The organism is Halobacillus sp. HZG1 (genome assembly GCF_035818575.1).
Taxonomy (GTDB): domain Bacteria; phylum Bacillota; class Bacilli; order Bacillales; family Halobacillaceae; genus Halobacillus; species Halobacillus litoralis.
The window spans coordinates 292,914-308,209 of the sequence record NZ_JAYLVQ010000086.1 but is presented as its reverse complement, the minus strand read 5'-3'; the positions used below and the strand labels follow the sequence as shown (position 1 = coordinate 308,209).

The 15,296-nt window shown below is 44.2% G+C and carries 14 protein-coding genes; 12 read left to right on the top strand and 2 right to left on the bottom strand.

Going from position 1 to position 15,296, the window contains the following annotated elements:
• Positions 1–39 precede the first annotated feature (39 nt).
• The 10 genes from coaBC to spoVM all read left to right on the top strand — a co-directional run bounded on the left by coaBC (position 40) and on the right by spoVM (position 11,654).
• On the top strand, positions 40–1,245 hold the full coding sequence (gene coaBC, locus VKA52_RS20645; RefSeq protein ID WP_326317069.1) for a bifunctional phosphopantothenoylcysteine decarboxylase/phosphopantothenate--cysteine ligase CoaBC: 1,206 nt from the start codon (positions 40–42) through the stop codon (positions 1,243–1,245).
• Complete coding sequence (gene priA, locus VKA52_RS20640; RefSeq protein ID WP_326317067.1) at positions 1,242–3,650, top strand: primosomal protein N'; 2,409 nt, start codon at positions 1,242–1,244, stop codon at positions 3,648–3,650. Before coaBC ends, priA begins: the two co-directional genes overlap by 4 nt.
• A 22-nt stretch (positions 3,651–3,672) precedes the next feature.
• Positions 3,673–4,620, top strand: coding sequence for a methionyl-tRNA formyltransferase (gene fmt / locus VKA52_RS20635; RefSeq protein WP_326317065.1), 948 nt, complete (start codon positions 3,673–3,675; stop codon positions 4,618–4,620).
• The gene (gene rsmB / locus VKA52_RS20630) at positions 4,613–5,959 is read left to right on the top strand and encodes a 16S rRNA (cytosine(967)-C(5))-methyltransferase RsmB (RefSeq protein WP_326317063.1); all 1,347 of its coding nucleotides are present in this window, start codon (positions 4,613–4,615) and stop codon (positions 5,957–5,959) included. Before fmt ends, rsmB begins: the two co-directional genes overlap by 8 nt.
• A 145-nt stretch (positions 5,960–6,104) precedes the next feature.
• On the top strand, positions 6,105–6,866 hold the full coding sequence (locus tag VKA52_RS20625) for a Stp1/IreP family PP2C-type Ser/Thr phosphatase (RefSeq protein WP_326317061.1): 762 nt from the start codon (positions 6,105–6,107) through the stop codon (positions 6,864–6,866).
• A complete protein-coding gene (gene pknB / locus VKA52_RS20620; protein ID WP_326317060.1) occupies positions 6,866–8,920 on the top strand; it encodes a Stk1 family PASTA domain-containing Ser/Thr kinase in 2,055 nt (684 codons plus the stop codon). The genes VKA52_RS20625 and pknB overlap by 1 nt, the downstream gene beginning before the upstream one ends.
• A gap of 11 nt (positions 8,921–8,931) precedes the next feature.
• A complete protein-coding gene (gene rsgA, locus VKA52_RS20615) occupies positions 8,932–9,813 on the top strand; it encodes a ribosome small subunit-dependent GTPase A (RefSeq protein WP_160913102.1) in 882 nt (293 codons plus the stop codon).
• A gap of 2 nt (positions 9,814–9,815) precedes the next feature.
• Positions 9,816–10,469, top strand: coding sequence for a ribulose-phosphate 3-epimerase (rpe, locus tag VKA52_RS20610; protein WP_326317059.1), 654 nt, complete (start codon positions 9,816–9,818; stop codon positions 10,467–10,469).
• 396 nt (positions 10,470–10,865) lie between these two features.
• Entirely contained in the window at positions 10,866–11,525 is a 660-nt protein-coding gene (locus VKA52_RS20605) for a thiamine diphosphokinase (RefSeq protein WP_326317058.1), read from the top strand.
• Between the two features lie 48 nt (positions 11,526–11,573).
• Complete coding sequence (spoVM, locus tag VKA52_RS20600) at positions 11,574–11,654, top strand: stage V sporulation protein SpoVM (RefSeq protein WP_035505439.1); 81 nt, start codon at positions 11,574–11,576, stop codon at positions 11,652–11,654.
• A 146-nt stretch (positions 11,655–11,800) separates the two neighbouring features.
• On the opposite strand, the gene rpmB is transcribed toward spoVM, so the two are convergent.
• Positions 11,801–11,989 (bottom strand): 50S ribosomal protein L28, encoded by a 189-nt coding sequence (gene rpmB / locus VKA52_RS20595; protein ID WP_035505437.1) that lies wholly within the window; start codon positions 11,987–11,989, stop codon positions 11,801–11,803.
• A 242-nt stretch (positions 11,990–12,231) separates the two neighbouring features.
• Here rpmB and VKA52_RS20590 point away from each other — a divergent pair, with 242 nt between their 5' ends.
• Together VKA52_RS20590 and VKA52_RS20585 are read left to right on the top strand one after the other, a co-directional pair.
• Positions 12,232–12,594 (top strand): Asp23/Gls24 family envelope stress response protein, encoded by a 363-nt coding sequence (locus VKA52_RS20590; protein WP_160913106.1) that lies wholly within the window; start codon positions 12,232–12,234, stop codon positions 12,592–12,594.
• A gap of 31 nt (positions 12,595–12,625) precedes the next feature.
• The gene (locus VKA52_RS20585; RefSeq protein WP_326317057.1) at positions 12,626–14,293 is read left to right on the top strand and encodes a DAK2 domain-containing protein; all 1,668 of its coding nucleotides are present in this window, start codon (positions 12,626–12,628) and stop codon (positions 14,291–14,293) included.
• A gap of 40 nt (positions 14,294–14,333) precedes the next feature.
• Here the strand turns inward: VKA52_RS20585 and VKA52_RS20580 are convergent, their stop codons facing one another.
• Positions 14,334–15,215, bottom strand: coding sequence for a sulfite exporter TauE/SafE family protein (locus tag VKA52_RS20580; RefSeq protein ID WP_160913110.1), 882 nt, complete (start codon positions 15,213–15,215; stop codon positions 14,334–14,336).
• Positions 15,216–15,296 lie beyond the last annotated feature (81 nt).

Below are 15,296 nucleotides of genomic sequence, written 5' to 3'. Positions count from 1 at the left end.
TTTTAGTGACAACATTTTTCAAGTAAAGGGGTCTCTCAGATGTTGAATGGAAAAAAGATCGTCTTAGGAGTATCAGGTGGAATCGCCGCCTACAAAGCAGCCGCTCTAACAAGCAAACTCGTTCAAGCAGGGGCCGTGGTTAAGGTAATTATGACCGACAGTGCGCAAAAATTCGTCGCCCCGACTACGTTTCAGGCATTATCCAGACAGCCTGTTTATACCGATACTTTTGATGAACAAGATTCTTCTCAAATCCAGCACATTGATGTCGCTGACTGGGCGGACCTCTTCTTAATTGCCCCAGCGACTGCAAATGTAATTGGAAAACTTGCGAATGGTCTGGCCGATGATATGCTCTCCACAACCTTACTCGCGACCGAGGCACCTGTTTATATAGCACCGGCAATGAACGTTCATATGTACAGTCATCCAGCTGTGATGAAGAATTTGAAACAGCTCGACGAGTGGGGATTTCGTTTCATTGAGCCTGGGGAAGGTTACCTTGCCTGCGGTTATGTAGGTAAAGGTCGTTTAGAGGAGCCTGAATCGATTGTGGAAGTGCTACAGAAAGAATATCACCGGCCTCAGCCACTTAAAGGAAAAAAAGTACTCATAACAGCCGGGCCTACCCGCGAGCAGATCGACCCGGTGCGTTATTTCACGAATCCATCGACAGGTAAAATGGGTTATGCGTTAGCGAAAAAAGCTAAACAACTGGGTGCTGAAGTGACCCTCGTTTCAGGGCAGGTTGCTTTAGATCCTCCAAGTGGTGTGAGAGTCGTTCAAATTACAACAGCCCAGGAAATGTATGAGGCAGTTTTGAAGGAGTATGCTGATCAGGACCTTGTCATCAAGTCAGCTGCGGTAGCTGATTATCGTCCGAAAATCACGTACGATCAAAAGATGAAGAAGCAACCAGGGGATTATGTTGTAGAAATGGAACGGACGAATGACATTCTCATGGAGCTAGGGGAGCGGAAAGAACACCAATACTTAATTGGATTTGCTGCAGAAACGACAGACGTGGAGAAGTATGGTAGAGAAAAGATGGACAAAAAGAACCTCGATGCCATAGTCATCAATAATGTATCTGAAGAGGGTTCGGGCTTTGGGACGGATACCAATGCCTCTTTGTTTATCACCAGAAGAGGGGAAGAAAGGACCTATCCGTTGATGAGCAAAGAGGAACTCTCCGAAAACATTCTCATGGTGGCAGCTGGTGAGATGGAGAGTGAAATTCATTGATTGCAAACGTAATCGTTGATGTACCCTCTCAAAATACGAACCGTCCTTTCGACTATGAAATACCTGAAAAGTTTGACGGGATCGTTCAGCCAGGGGTACGTGTCATCGTCCCATTCGGTCCACGCAAGATTTTAGGATATGTGGTATCTCTTTCCGAAACAAGTTCATTCTCTTCCGTCAAGAAAATCACCGATGTTCTGGATGTTATCCCGACGTTGACGGAAGAACTTCTACAACTCGGGAAGTGGTTATCAATAAATACATTGAGCTATTACATCTCCTGTCTTCAAGTCATGCTTCCTCAAGTGATGAAAGCTAAATATCGAAAAGAGCTATGGAAGCTGACAGAAGAGCCACTCGCCTCTGAACTCGATCCTCTATTTGATGGACGTGCGGTTGTGGATTTTGAGGAATTCGAGAAATCCGGCATTGGGTACCACACCCTCCGAAAACACATGAATGATGGAGACGTCGATGTCCATTATGAAGTGAAAAGCCGGGAAACGAAGAAGACGATGACCATGGTCGAACCTAACTTAAGTCCGATGGAATTAGAGGAGAAGCTTGAGGACCTTTCACCCCAAGCGAAAAAGCAGCGAACCATTGTTGAGTATTTTCTACAGTACCCGGATGTGTTGGAAAAGAAGAGGCTTTTGGATCTGCTATCTACGACGCCTGCTTCATTAAAGCCGCTCATTGAACAGGGAATCATTCGCGAGTTTAAACAGGAAGTTTTCAGAGATCCATATGGGGATCGCGACTTCGAACATACACAGCCTTTCCCTCTGACTGGAGAGCAGGAAACAGCTATACAGCCGATTCTTAAGACCATCGAAGAGAATACGCATGATGTTTTTCTTCTTCATGGAGTGACAGGGAGCGGTAAAACTGAAGTGTATTTGCAGTCCATTCAGGAAGTGATGGATAAAGGAGAAGAAGCCATCATGCTTGTACCTGAAATTGCGTTAACTCCCCAAATGGTTGAACGGTTTAAAGGAAGGTTTGGTTCAAAAGTAGCTGTTCTCCACAGTGCTTTATCAGCGGGAGAAAAATACGATGAATGGCGGAAGATTCAGCGCAGAGAGGTTCAAGTCGTTGTAGGAGCAAGGTCTGCCATCTTTGCTCCGTTTACAAACATCGGTTTGATCATCATTGATGAAGAACATGAAACAAGTTACAAACAGGAAGACCGTACACGTTACCATGCGAGAGATGTCGCCATCGAAAGAGGAAAGACCCATCAATGTCCCGTCGTTTTAGGTAGTGCCACACCAGCACTTGAAAGTTACGCAAGGGCTGTCAAAGGCAATTATCAGCTGTTGACGATGAAAAAGCGTATGAATGAAGCAGTAATGCCGACGGTGGATCTCGTTGATATGAGAGAGGAACTTCATAGTGGAAACCGCTCGATGTTTTCCATCTCGTTGAAGGAAAAAATCGAAGAAAGGCTTTCCCGTGGCGAGCAGGTTGTCCTTTTTCTGAACAGACGAGGATATTCCACTTTCGTCATGTGCAGGGACTGCGGCCATGTAAGTGAATGCCCCCACTGTGACATTGCCCTTACGTATCACAAAAGGCAGAACCGCTTGAAATGCCATTATTGCTCTCATGAAGAACCAATGCCCACAGAGTGTCCGGAATGTGAAAGCAAAACCATCCGTTATTTCGGTACAGGGACTCAAAAAGTGGAAGAAGCGCTTAAGGAGTTGATTCCGGAAGCTCGTGTGATTCGGATGGACGTGGACACGACGAGAAGAAAAGGGGCGCACGAACGACTGCTTAAAAAGTTTGGCGACGGACAAGCGGATATTCTACTCGGCACGCAAATGATCGCTAAAGGGCTGGATTTCGGAAATGTCACTCTTGTTGGTGTGCTGGCAGCCGATGCACTGCTCAATCTTCCTGACTTCCGTGCATCAGAAAAAACATTCCAATTGCTTACTCAGGTAAGCGGAAGGGCCGGTAGACATGAGAAACCAGGGGAAGTTGTCGTTCAAACTTACACACCAGAACATTACAGTATTGAACTTGCCAGCAAGTATGATTATGAACAATTTTTCAATGAAGAAATGAAATTAAGGAAAGCTTTCCGCTATCCACCCTACTTTTTCTTGACACTTTTCACTATTTCGCACCCCAACCAACTGAAAGTGCAGGAAGTGACACAGAAGATTACCATGTTCATGCAGCAGAAGCTTTCTGAGCAATCCTATGTTCTTGGGCCTACTCCTTCTGCGCTCACCAGGATCAATAATAGATATCGCTATCAATGCATGATAAAATACAAGAAGGAACCTGAGCAGCGAAAGTTCGTTGAACGGATATTGCATTATTATGAAGATGAAATGAAACAAGAAAATGGTTTGCAGATCACGGTTGATTTCCAACCGTATCAGCTGATGTAAGCAAGAAGGGAGCAACACAGTCATGACAAGAATCGCATTTATGGGGACACCGGATTTCGCCGTACCTGTCCTTGACCGCATCATTGAAGAGGGGTATGAGGTTGTCCTTGTGATCACACAACCGGACCGACCGAAAGGGAGAAAGAAAACCATGACCCCGCCACCTGTCAAAGTAGCGGCGGAAAAACACGGAATCCCAGTATTTCAACCAGAAAAAATCAAACAAGAATATCAAGAAGTTCTTGCTTACGATCCCGACCTGATCGTAACCGCTGCCTTCGGTCAAATTTTACCGGAAGCTTTACTTCAGGAGCCGAAACATGGATGTATCAATGTCCATGCCTCCTTACTGCCCGAATTCCGCGGTGGTGCACCGATTCATTACAGCATCCTTGAAGGAAAGAAAGAGACAGGAGTTACCATTATGTATATGGTCAAACGTCTCGATGCGGGGGACATGCTTTCAAAGGTGACGGTTCCGATTGAAGACGATGACCATGTAGGAACGCTGCATGATAAACTTTCCGTCGCCGGAGCTGACTTATTAGCGGACACCCTGCCAAAATTGTTAAATGGCGAGATTACGCCAGAAGAACAGGATGAATCCAAAGTCACTTTCGCATCCAATATTAAGAGGGAGCAGGAACTTATCGATTGGGGCAAGGATCAACAAACGGTCTACAATCATGTTCGTGGTCTTCACCCATGGCCGGTCGCTTATACGTATTGGAACGGCAAGCCGATGAAGGTCTGGTGGATTCAGAAGGTGGAAGGTACATTTGAAGAAGTACCAGGGACAGTTGTAAGAATCGATGAAGATGGTTTTCTTGTAACTACAGGCGGAAGTAATGCTGTAAAGGTCGTTTCTCTCCAACCCTCTGGGAAGAAAAAGATGGACGGACAAGCGTTTATTAATGGTGCCGGTCAGTCCTTGCAGGTCGGCGAACGTCTAGGTGAGACGCATGACTAAATATGCATTAAGAGAGTCAGCCCTTGATCTTCTTACTCGGATAGGTGAGCAGGGCGGATTCAGTCACGTCTTATTAGACCGGGAGATTTCCAAACAAAAGCTTTCCAGGCAGGATGGTGCACTGTTGACTGAAATCGTCTACGGTACACTCCAGCGCCGGGATTTGATCCATTATTCCATCGAGCCTTACATTGCTAAACAGAAGAAAATAAAGCCATGGGTCAGGTGGCTCCTTTATATGTCTGTTTACCAGATGATCTTCTTGGAAAGAGTACCGGATCATGCGATCATCCATGAAGCGGTGGAAATTTCGAAGAAGCGGGGGCATAAAGGCATCTCATCATTTATGAACGGTGTGCTTCGGAACGTTCAGCGTAAAGGAGTTCAGAGTCTGGACAAAATTGAAGACCCTGTGGAGCGGATGGCAATTGAAACGAGTCACCCTCTATGGCTTGTGAATCGCTGGGTCGATCAGTATGGATTTGAAACGACAAAAGCGATGTGTGAGGCGAACAACCAGCATCTTCCTATGTCTCTCAGAGTCCAGCCGCTTAGAATTTCGCGCGAAGACGCGATGAAGCAGCTCCAAGACGATGGCTTCAAAGTTGAAGAGAGTACACTTTCTCCTCAAGGATTTCTTGTGCTGGAGGGTGCGATTCTCTCCCATTCTCTTTTCCAAAATGGTTATATCACGGTTCAAGACCAGAGTTCCATGCTTGTAGCGGAAATGATGGATCTTGAGAAAGGCTTGATGGTACTGGATGCCTGCAGCGCCCCTGGAGGTAAAACCACCCATATCGCTGAAAAGATGGAGGATGAGGGAGAAGTCGTAGCATATGACCTCCATGAGAAAAAAGCGAAGCTGGTAACCAAAAAGGCCGAACAGCTGCAGCTCACATCGATTAGCGCAAGCCAAGCAGACTCAAGAAAACTGGGAGAAAAACATGAGCAGGGCACCTTTGATCGTATACTACTGGATGCTCCATGTTCCGGCCTCGGAGTTTTACGTGGCAAACCGGACATTAAATACCATAAAAAAGAGGAAGATATTTTCTCGTTAAGAAATATTCAGGATGATCTTTTGAGAGAAGTCGCACCACTATTAAAAACTGAGGGCAAGCTGGTCTATAGTACATGTACAGTAGACCGTCATGAAAATGAGGAAGCCGTCAGACATTTCTTAAAAGAGCATCCGGACTTTGAAGTAGACCCAGCCTTCTTCGAGGAGCTTCCAGAAGCTCTTAAAGAATCCATAGGGCTTACTGAAACAGGCCTTCAGCTTTTCCCGCAGGAGTGGGACACGGATGGATTTTTCTTAACACGATTGAGAAAGAAGTAAGACCCCTTTGAAATAGAATGCAAAAACAGGAAGGAATCTGCGCCGGCAATGGTTGCTATTCCTTCCCTTTAAACAAAGAGGGAATGCCATCTAAGAATCAACACCCATGTTTGGTTGAAGTTATAAATATGAGGCAGGTGAAACCATGATAGGTTATTACGAGACAGATCAGGGGAAAGTCAGAATTCATAACGAGGATGCCGGCGGCGTTTTCAAAAACGATGCTGGTCAAGTTCTTGCCATTGTAGCCGACGGAATGGGCGGGCACCAGGCCGGTGATGTAGCCAGCCAGATGACGACCTCACACATACATAAAAAATGGCAGGAAGCCCATCTCATTGAAACACCTGATGAAGCAGAAAAATGGATCAAAGAAGCCGTGCGCTCAGCAAATAATGAAATCAAATCGTATGCCAATGAGCATGAAGAATGTGCAGGGATGGGAACAACGGTCGTTGTAGCTTTATGTACAGGAGAATTCGCGACAATCGGCCACATTGGAGACAGCCGTTGTTATTTTGCTAATGACTATGGTTTCAAGGTAATCACCGAGGACCATTCTCTTGTGAACGAACTTGTGCGTTCCGGTCAGATTACTGAAGAACAGGCGGAACACCACCCTCGGAAAAACGTTTTATTAAAAGCGCTTGGTACGGAATTCGATTTGACTGCCGATGTAAAAACGATGGAATTTGAAGAGAATGACCGCCTCCTTTTATGCACAGACGGTCTCACAAATAAAGTGACTGATGAAGAATTAAGTGAATTGAAAACTTTTGAAGGTGATTGGTCATCCTTTACTCAGCAGATGATCGACCTTGCGAATGAACGTGGAGGGGAAGATAACATTACACTTGCAGTCATTCATCATCATCCTTCTTCAGACGTGAAAGAAGGTGCGGAATAATGTTGAATAACCGTCTCCTTAATGACCGTTATCGTGTACAAGAGATGATCGGTGGCGGCGGTATGGCGAATGTCTACCTTGCTTACGATACCATTCTGGACAGGGAGGTCGCCATTAAAGTACTGCGGCTGGAACATGGAAATGATGAGGAATTCATCGCTCGCTTTCATAGAGAAGCCCAGTCAGCTACGAGTCTCTCTCACCCAAATATCGTCAACATTTATGATGTGGGAGAAGAAGACGACATCTATTTTATGGTGATGGAGTACGTCGACGGAATGACTTTGAAGCAGTATATTCAGCAATATAGCCCGGTCGATGTATCTGAAGCAGTGGATATAATGAAGCAGATTGCATCAGCCATCGCTCATGCGCATGACAATGGAATCGTTCATAGGGATATCAAACCGCAGAATATCCTCATCGATCACTACGGTCATGTGAAAGTGACGGATTTTGGAATTGCCATGGCTCTAAGCGCGACTGCGTTGACTCAGACAAACTCTGTTCTTGGTTCCGTTCATTACTTATCACCAGAACAAGCCAGGGGCGGGATGGCGACCAAAAAGTCCGATGTCTATTCACTGGGCATTGTTTTTTTCGAATTACTGACAGGGAGGCTTCCTTTTTCAGGAGAATCTCCTGTCTCGATCGCATTGAAGCACCTTCAGCATGAAACTCCTTCTTTAAGAAGATGGAATGCCGACTTGCCTCAAAGTGTTGAAAATATCGTTTTGAAATCGACGGCCAAAGATCCGTTTCATCGATATGAATCAGTATTGGAAATGGAGCATGAGATTGAAACCTCACTTGAGCCTTATCGGGCAGATGAACCTGTCTTCACATTACCAGATGATGGAGATGAAGAAAAAACAAAAGCCATCCCTGTCATTACTAATGAAGCCTATGGGGACTCTCCGAATGAAGATACGATCATTAATACCAGTGATCACAAACCTGTAATCCCAGCCCCGGCATCGCCGACAAAAACCTATAAGGAAACAGCCGCAGATCCGCCACCTCCTGAGAAAAAGCAGAAAAAGAAGCGGAAAGTATGGCCTTGGATCTTAACCGTTATACTATTGCTATTAATAGGGGGGCTCGTGGCTTTATTCACCATCCCTGGAATCATTCAGCCGGCCGATGTTGAAATTCCTGATCTTGCTGGAGAAGAGTATGAAGCAGCTTATAGTGAACTTAGCGATCTAAACCTTAACGTGACAAGAGAAACACGTTTTTCTGATGAGGTGGAAGAGGGAGATGTCATTGAAACAGACCCTGAAGCAGGGATGACAGTAAAGGAAGGTTCAGAGGTTACGGTTTATCTCAGCAATGGGAAAGAACGGTTGGATTTCCCTGACTATGCCGGTAAGGATTACGAGCAGGTAAAAGAAGAGTTGGAAAGTAAGGGATATAGTGGGATCGATAAAATCGAACAAACAAGTGAGGAACAAGAAGCAGGAGAAATCATTGCCCATGTAAGTCCAAGTCCTGGTACAAGTGTGATCCCTGATGAGACGACGGTGACTTTCCGAGTGAGTTCTGGAGTGGCTAAAGTTGAACTGACTAGTTTAGTGGATGCGAATGAGAAGTTTGCTACAGATTACCTGCAAAGAAATAGCCTGCAAGTTGAAACCACTCGTGAATTTTCGGAAGATATAAGGGAAGGGAATGTGATTAGGCAGGATCCCGCTGCTGATACAGAAGTTGAGCAAGGGTCTACCGTAAACTTAGTTATTTCCAGAGGACCTGAACCAAAACCTCCTAGAGATGAATCCGTTTCTATTGAAGTTCCGTATGAACCGGAAAAGAAAGAGGAAGAAGGACAAGATGATGGTGGTCAAGAAGGGGAACAGCCTGAGCCTGAGGGTCAGGAAGTATTGATTTACGTAAATGATGCAAATCGTGACGGAAGTACACCTGTAATCAGTGAGATGATTACCGAGACGAAGACTTTTGAAATTACCTTAACGATTGAGCCTGGTGAATCAGCAACTTACCGAGTAATGAGGGATGGCGAAGTCTTTCAAGAAGAAGTGGAAGTACCGTATTAAGAGGTGAAAAAATGCCAGTAGGAAAAATTATTAAGTCATTGAGCGGGTTCTATTATGTCCTTTGTGAAGGGGAGGTCTACCAATGTCGGGGAAGAGGGAACTTTAGAAAAAAGAAAGTCACCCCCTTAGTTGGAGATCTTGTCGAATTCAAGGCGGAAAATAAGGAAGAAGGATATATCCTATCCATCGAAAACAGAAAGAATGAGTTGGTAAGGCCTCCGATTTCGAATGTGGATCAGGCATTAATCGTCACTTCTGCCGTTCATCCGGATTTCAATGCTTTGTTACTGGACCGATTCCTCGTCCTTGTGGAAGAAAAGAGGATCGAGCCATTCATTGTCATTTCTAAAGTGGATCAACTGGATGGACAACAAATGGAAGTGATGGAAAGCTACAAAACGCTGTACGAAAAAATCGGCTATCCTGTCATTTTATCTGCAGTAGATGATACAGAATCCATGGATCTAGTCCAATCTCACTTAGCTGGTCGCACCACAGTCATCGCTGGCCAGTCCGGCGTCGGCAAATCGTCTTTACTAAATTCAATCGATCCTCGACTTTCTATTGATACGGATGAAATCTCAGAGAGTTTAGGTCGCGGAAAACATACGACGCGTCATGTGGAACTTTATGAAATAGCGGGTGGTCTTGTGGCGGATACTCCAGGATTCAGTTCACTGGAATTCGGAGAATTGGAACTTGATCAGCTGCCTGAATGTTTCCCTGAGTTCGTAGAGGTACAGAATGGCTGTAAATTCCGAGGTTGTCTGCATCATAAGGAACCGAAGTGCGCGGTCAAATCAGCCGTTGAGGCAGGGGACATTTCCGAACAGCGATATGAGCATTACCTACAATTTTTAAATGAAATACAGAACAGAAAGCCGAGGTATTAATCATGACTAAAATTGCACCATCCATTCTAGCTTCTGATTTTTCGAAACTTGGAGAGGAAATTAAGGATGTTGAACGTGGAGGAGCGGATTATATCCATGTAGACGTCATGGATGGACATTTTGTTCCGAATATTACAATCGGTCCATTGATTGTCGACCACATCCGTCCAGTCACCGACTTGCCTCTTGATGTCCATTTAATGATTGAAAATCCGGATCAGTATATCGAAGCCTTTGCTAAAGCAGGATCTGATATCATCACCGTTCATCAGGAAGCATGTCCTCACCTCCACAGGACGATTCAATTGATCAAAAGCCACGGATTGAAAGCGGGAGTCGTCATTAATCCAGCTACTCCAGCAGAGGCAATCCGACCGATTCTTAAGGATATCGATCTTGTCCTGTTGATGACAGTTAACCCAGGTTTCGGAGGTCAATCATTCATTCATTCCGTTGTACCGAAAATCGAACAAATCTCCCATTGGCGGGAAGAAGAAGGGCTCTCCTTTGAGATTGAAATCGATGGTGGAGTGAAAGTCGAAACAGCTAAACAATGTACAGATGCTGGAGCTGATGTACTTGTTGCCGGCAGTGCCATTTTTAATCAGGAAGATCGCAAAAAAGCAATTGATGAAATTAGACAAGCGGCACAATAATTGAAAAAACTCAAAGGGTCTCGATCCTTTGAGTTTTTTTATTCACTCTTTTGTTGGCATCCAGTAAAGAAATAAGTTACATTTTAAAATAGAAGAAACCGTTCTATTGTAGTATATAGTAACATTGTGGAAGTTTTAGGTTGTTCCTGGGGTTCGTTACCCGGATCGAGCATCAGGAGCGGATGGGAATGGCGAGACTCCTGCGGGGGAAAATGCAGGGGGAGACCCTACAGGACCCAGATCGGAGGAGGCTCACCGCGCTCTCTCGGAAAGCGAGCAACCCCGTACCCTACTCATCCACTCAACAAAAGTCCCAAAACTGAGTCTTCACGTATCGATAGCTTATCGTGAGTAGTAAAGGACTGTTTTATTTGTGAAAGGTATAGGAAGGGTGTTATGAAAATGAAAAGAGTGATCGTAGTCGGCGGCGGACCGAAGTCTTACATACCTGATTTAAAAGAATACGCATGTCCGGAATGCGTTTGGATCGGCGCCGATCAAGGAGCGGAGGTCCTTGTTGAGCATGGACTGGCTCCTGACATAGCCATTGGAGATTTTGATTCTGTTTCAGAACATTCATTGGCAGAAATAAAAAAGAATGCCAAACAGGTCTTAATTTTTCCGGATGAAAAAGATGAAACAGACTTGGAATTAGCGATAAATGAAGCACTCCGCTTGAACCCCGGGCATATTCTATTATTCGGAGTGACCGGTGGTCGAATCGATCATTCTCAAGCGAACATGCAGCTTCTTTATCCTTTAATGAAGGAAAACATAAAGAGTACGATTATTGATCGACAGAATCAGGTGGAATTAGTCTTCGCTGGTGAGCATAAGATAGAAGCGGATGAATTATACCCGTATGTTTCATTCTTACCAGTCACGCTTGAAGTGACAAAGATTACGCTTGAAGGGTTTTACTATCCCTTGGATCGCGCCTATCTGCCATTTGGATCCACCTTGTGCATCTCGAATCGACTGATTGAAGATACAGGTACTTTTTCATTTGAGTCAGGCATACTCTTAGTAATAAGAAGTACAGACTTGCCTACTTGAGGGGAATAAGGGAGTTCGCATTAGTTCATATAGGAGGAGGGGGCTCTTTTGAAATTTTATACCATCAAACTCCCACGGTTCGTCGGGGGTTTAGTGCGCGCAGTCATAAGTACATTTAAAAAAGATTAGGACCCATTCAAAAGGAAAGCTCCGGAGTACACATGGGCTGAGCTCCGGAGAGCACCAAAAGCGCCCGTTTACTTATCTTTAGACAAATAAAAAAAGCACCCTCTAAGGGTGCTTTTTTTGTGAGCTCATAAGCTCTCTGTCAGCAATTATACACGTTGTACTTTGCCGGACTTGAGTTCACGTGCTGTTACGTAAACTTTTTGAGGCTTGCCATCCACAAGGATGCGAACTTTTTGAACATTAGCTTTGAATTTACGTTTATTAGCGTTCATCGCGTGTGAACGGTGGTTACCTGAACGTGTACCTTTACCAGATAGAACACTTCTGCGTGCCATGAAAATCCCTCCTGTTACATACATAAATCATCAGATACTTAGTAACTTTATCATATAGAATACGTGTTTGCAATAATCTAGTCAGAATTATATCAAGAATTTTTTCTTGACAGAACTTATGAATTGTTACACAGTATAGTAGGGATATCCAGGTCATTTTCTTACCATTGAACAGAAATTCATATCGTGATTTTGTGTTATAATAGGGTAGGATTGATGAGGATTATAAAGGAGGATCTATTATGTCTGTTGATTTAAATAACCAATATGGTCATATTACTATTAGCAATGAAGTCATTTCAACGATTGCTGGAGGAGCCGCTGTTGAGTGCTACGGCATCGTCGGTATGGCATCTAAAAATCAGATCCGTGACGGTTTATCTGAAATGCTCCGCAAAGAGAATTTTTCCAGAGGAGTCGTTGTCAGACAGGATGAAGATCGCCTCCATATAGACATGTACATTATCGTGAGCTACGGTACAAAGATTTCCGAAGTCGCTAATAATGTCCAATCACAAGTAAAATACACACTAAACAAAACAGTTGGTTTGTCCGTGGATTCTGTGAATATTTTCATTCAGGGAGTTCGTGTGACAACTGAATAGATCGCGGTTGTAGTCAAAGGAGGAAGTAAGTGTGACGTTACAAAAGTTAGACGGCAAGACGCTTGCCGAAATGATCTTGCAAGGAGCTCATCATTTAAAGCAGAACTCACAAATGATTGATGCTTTGAATGTTTTCCCTGTACCGGATGGAGATACGGGGACGAATATGAATCTGTCCATGACTTCTGGAGCTGAAGAAGTTCGGAATGTGGACCAGAATCATGTAGGAACAGTGGCCCAATCTTTATCCAAAGGTCTCTTGATGGGAGCACGTGGAAACTCAGGTGTTATCCTCTCTCAAATTTTCCGTGGTTTTTCAAAATCGATTGAAGACAAAGAAGTCATCACAACCAAAGACTTTTCAGAAGCTCTTCAAGGCGGGGCCACTACAGCATATAAAGCTGTCATGAAACCTGTGGAAGGAACTATTCTAACTGTAGCAAGAGAAGCTGCTGAAGCATCTGTTGAGATTGCTGAAAAAGAGGATGATTTCATTCCATTCATCGAAGGAGTCGTTCAAGCAGCGAAGAAATCACTGAAGAATACACCAGAATTGCTTCCAGTACTGAAGGAAGTTGGTGTCGTGGACAGTGGTGGACAGGGCCTTGTCACGATTTATGAAGGTTTTCTTGCCAATTTAAAAGGTGAGGAACTTCCGGATCTCGAGGATACTGTATCGATGGATGACATGGTCAACGCAGAACACCACAAGCTGAATCAGGACTTCATGAACACAGAAGACATTGAACTTGGCTACTGCACAGAATTCATGGTGAAATTTGAAGAAGATAAACTTGCTGAACACCCATACGATGAAGAAGCCTTCCGTAATGAGCTCAGTGAAATGGGAGATTCTCTGCTTGTCGTTTCTGATGAAGACTTGATCAAAGTCCATGTTCACGTGGAATACCCAGGAGAAGCCATGACCTTGGGTCAAAGGTACGGCAGCCTTGTTAACATGAAGATCGAGAATATGCGTGAACAGCATACATCGATTGTTGGTGACAAAAAGAAAGCCAAGCCCAAGTCAGAAGAAAAAGCTGAGTACGGAATTGTGACCGTGAGCATGGGAGACGGAATTAAGAAGTTGTTTGAAAGTCTTGGAGCGACTGTCGTTATCCAGGGTGGTCAAACCATGAACCCAAGTACTCAAGATCTATCAGAAGCGATTAAAGAAGCACATGCGAAACGTGTGCTCGTCTTGCCGAATAACAAAAATATCGTCATGGCTGCTGAACAAGCAGCAGAATTAGCGGATGTAGAAGTTGCTGTTATTCCATCAAAAACGATTCCTCAAGGGATGAGCGCGCTTCTTGGGTTCAACCCGGAAGCAGATCTTGATGCGAATAAAGAGGAAATGCTCAACCTCATGTCTGAAGTGAAAACAGGACAAATCACTTACGCCGTTAGAGATACGCAAATCGATGGTTTGGACATTTCCAAAGGCCACTTCATGGGAATTGCTGATGGTAAAATCTCTGCCACTGATAAAGATGCTTTGACGACTGCTAAAACATTGTTGAACCAAATGATTGACGATGATGAAGATGAGATTCTGACTATCTTGACTGGCGAGGAAGCCGACGAAAAAGAGGTAGCAGAACTTGAATCATTCATCGAAGAAACGTATGAAGATTTAGAAGTGGAAATCCACAATGGTGGACAACCGATTTATTCTTATATCTTTTCAATCGAATAAAACACGTACACAAACGCAGCTCTTGGGGCTGCGTTTCTTTTTATGCTTGTTTTCGAACCATCTTGACTCGAAGGTGGTTTCGAATAGAAAAAACAACAATCAAGAGATACCCAAAGATCAGTGAAGTGTACACAAAAGTTAAAACTGAATCGCTGATTTGGATCGAAGACAGTAAAGTTCTCGTATTTGTAAGGATGATGAAACCTCCGGCTAATACTCCTAGAACAGAAGAGGGAAGGGTTTTGACAAGCCAAGCGGCAATGGGAGCGGCTATGACACCACCGATGACGAAAGATGATATCAGCAGCCAGCTGAATTGATCATGCCCTAAAAAAATCAAAAATCCAGCCGTTGCTGAAATCGTTACCAGGAATTCGCTAGTATCCACGGTTCCGATGACTTTCCTTGGAGCGATACCTGATTGAGAAAGAAGCGCGGGTGTATTTACCGGTCCCCAGCCGCCCCCGCCGACACTATCTAAAAAACCGCCTGCTATACCAAGAGGTAAGAGGAAACGTTTATTTACGGACTTCTTTTCTTTGATATGTGTATTTTTCGAAAGGAATAGGAAACGGAAAATGATATAAATTCCTAGTGTGAGTAGGAATATGGATATGTAAGGTCTAATGAATTCCCCTGATATGTAGCTTAAAAATGCTGCTCCTAGGAAGGCGCTGATGGCACCAGGAACTGCGATGATCATGACAAGGCGTTTGTCTACATTGCCAAACTTATAGTGGGAAAAACCAGAAACAGCTGTTGTGGCAATCTGTGACATATGAATGGAAGCGGATGCTACAGCAGGAGCTAGTCCATAGGATAAGAGAATCGTGGATGAACTAAGCCCAAATCCCATGCCGAGTGCACCATCCATCAGTTGAGCAGCAAATCCAATAAGAGCGAAAATCGTCAGTTTCTGCAAAGTGTACCACTCCTTTTATACCGTTCAATTGTTTGTGAATATACATTATTCCTATGCATCTACTTGGTTTTATGATCAAAA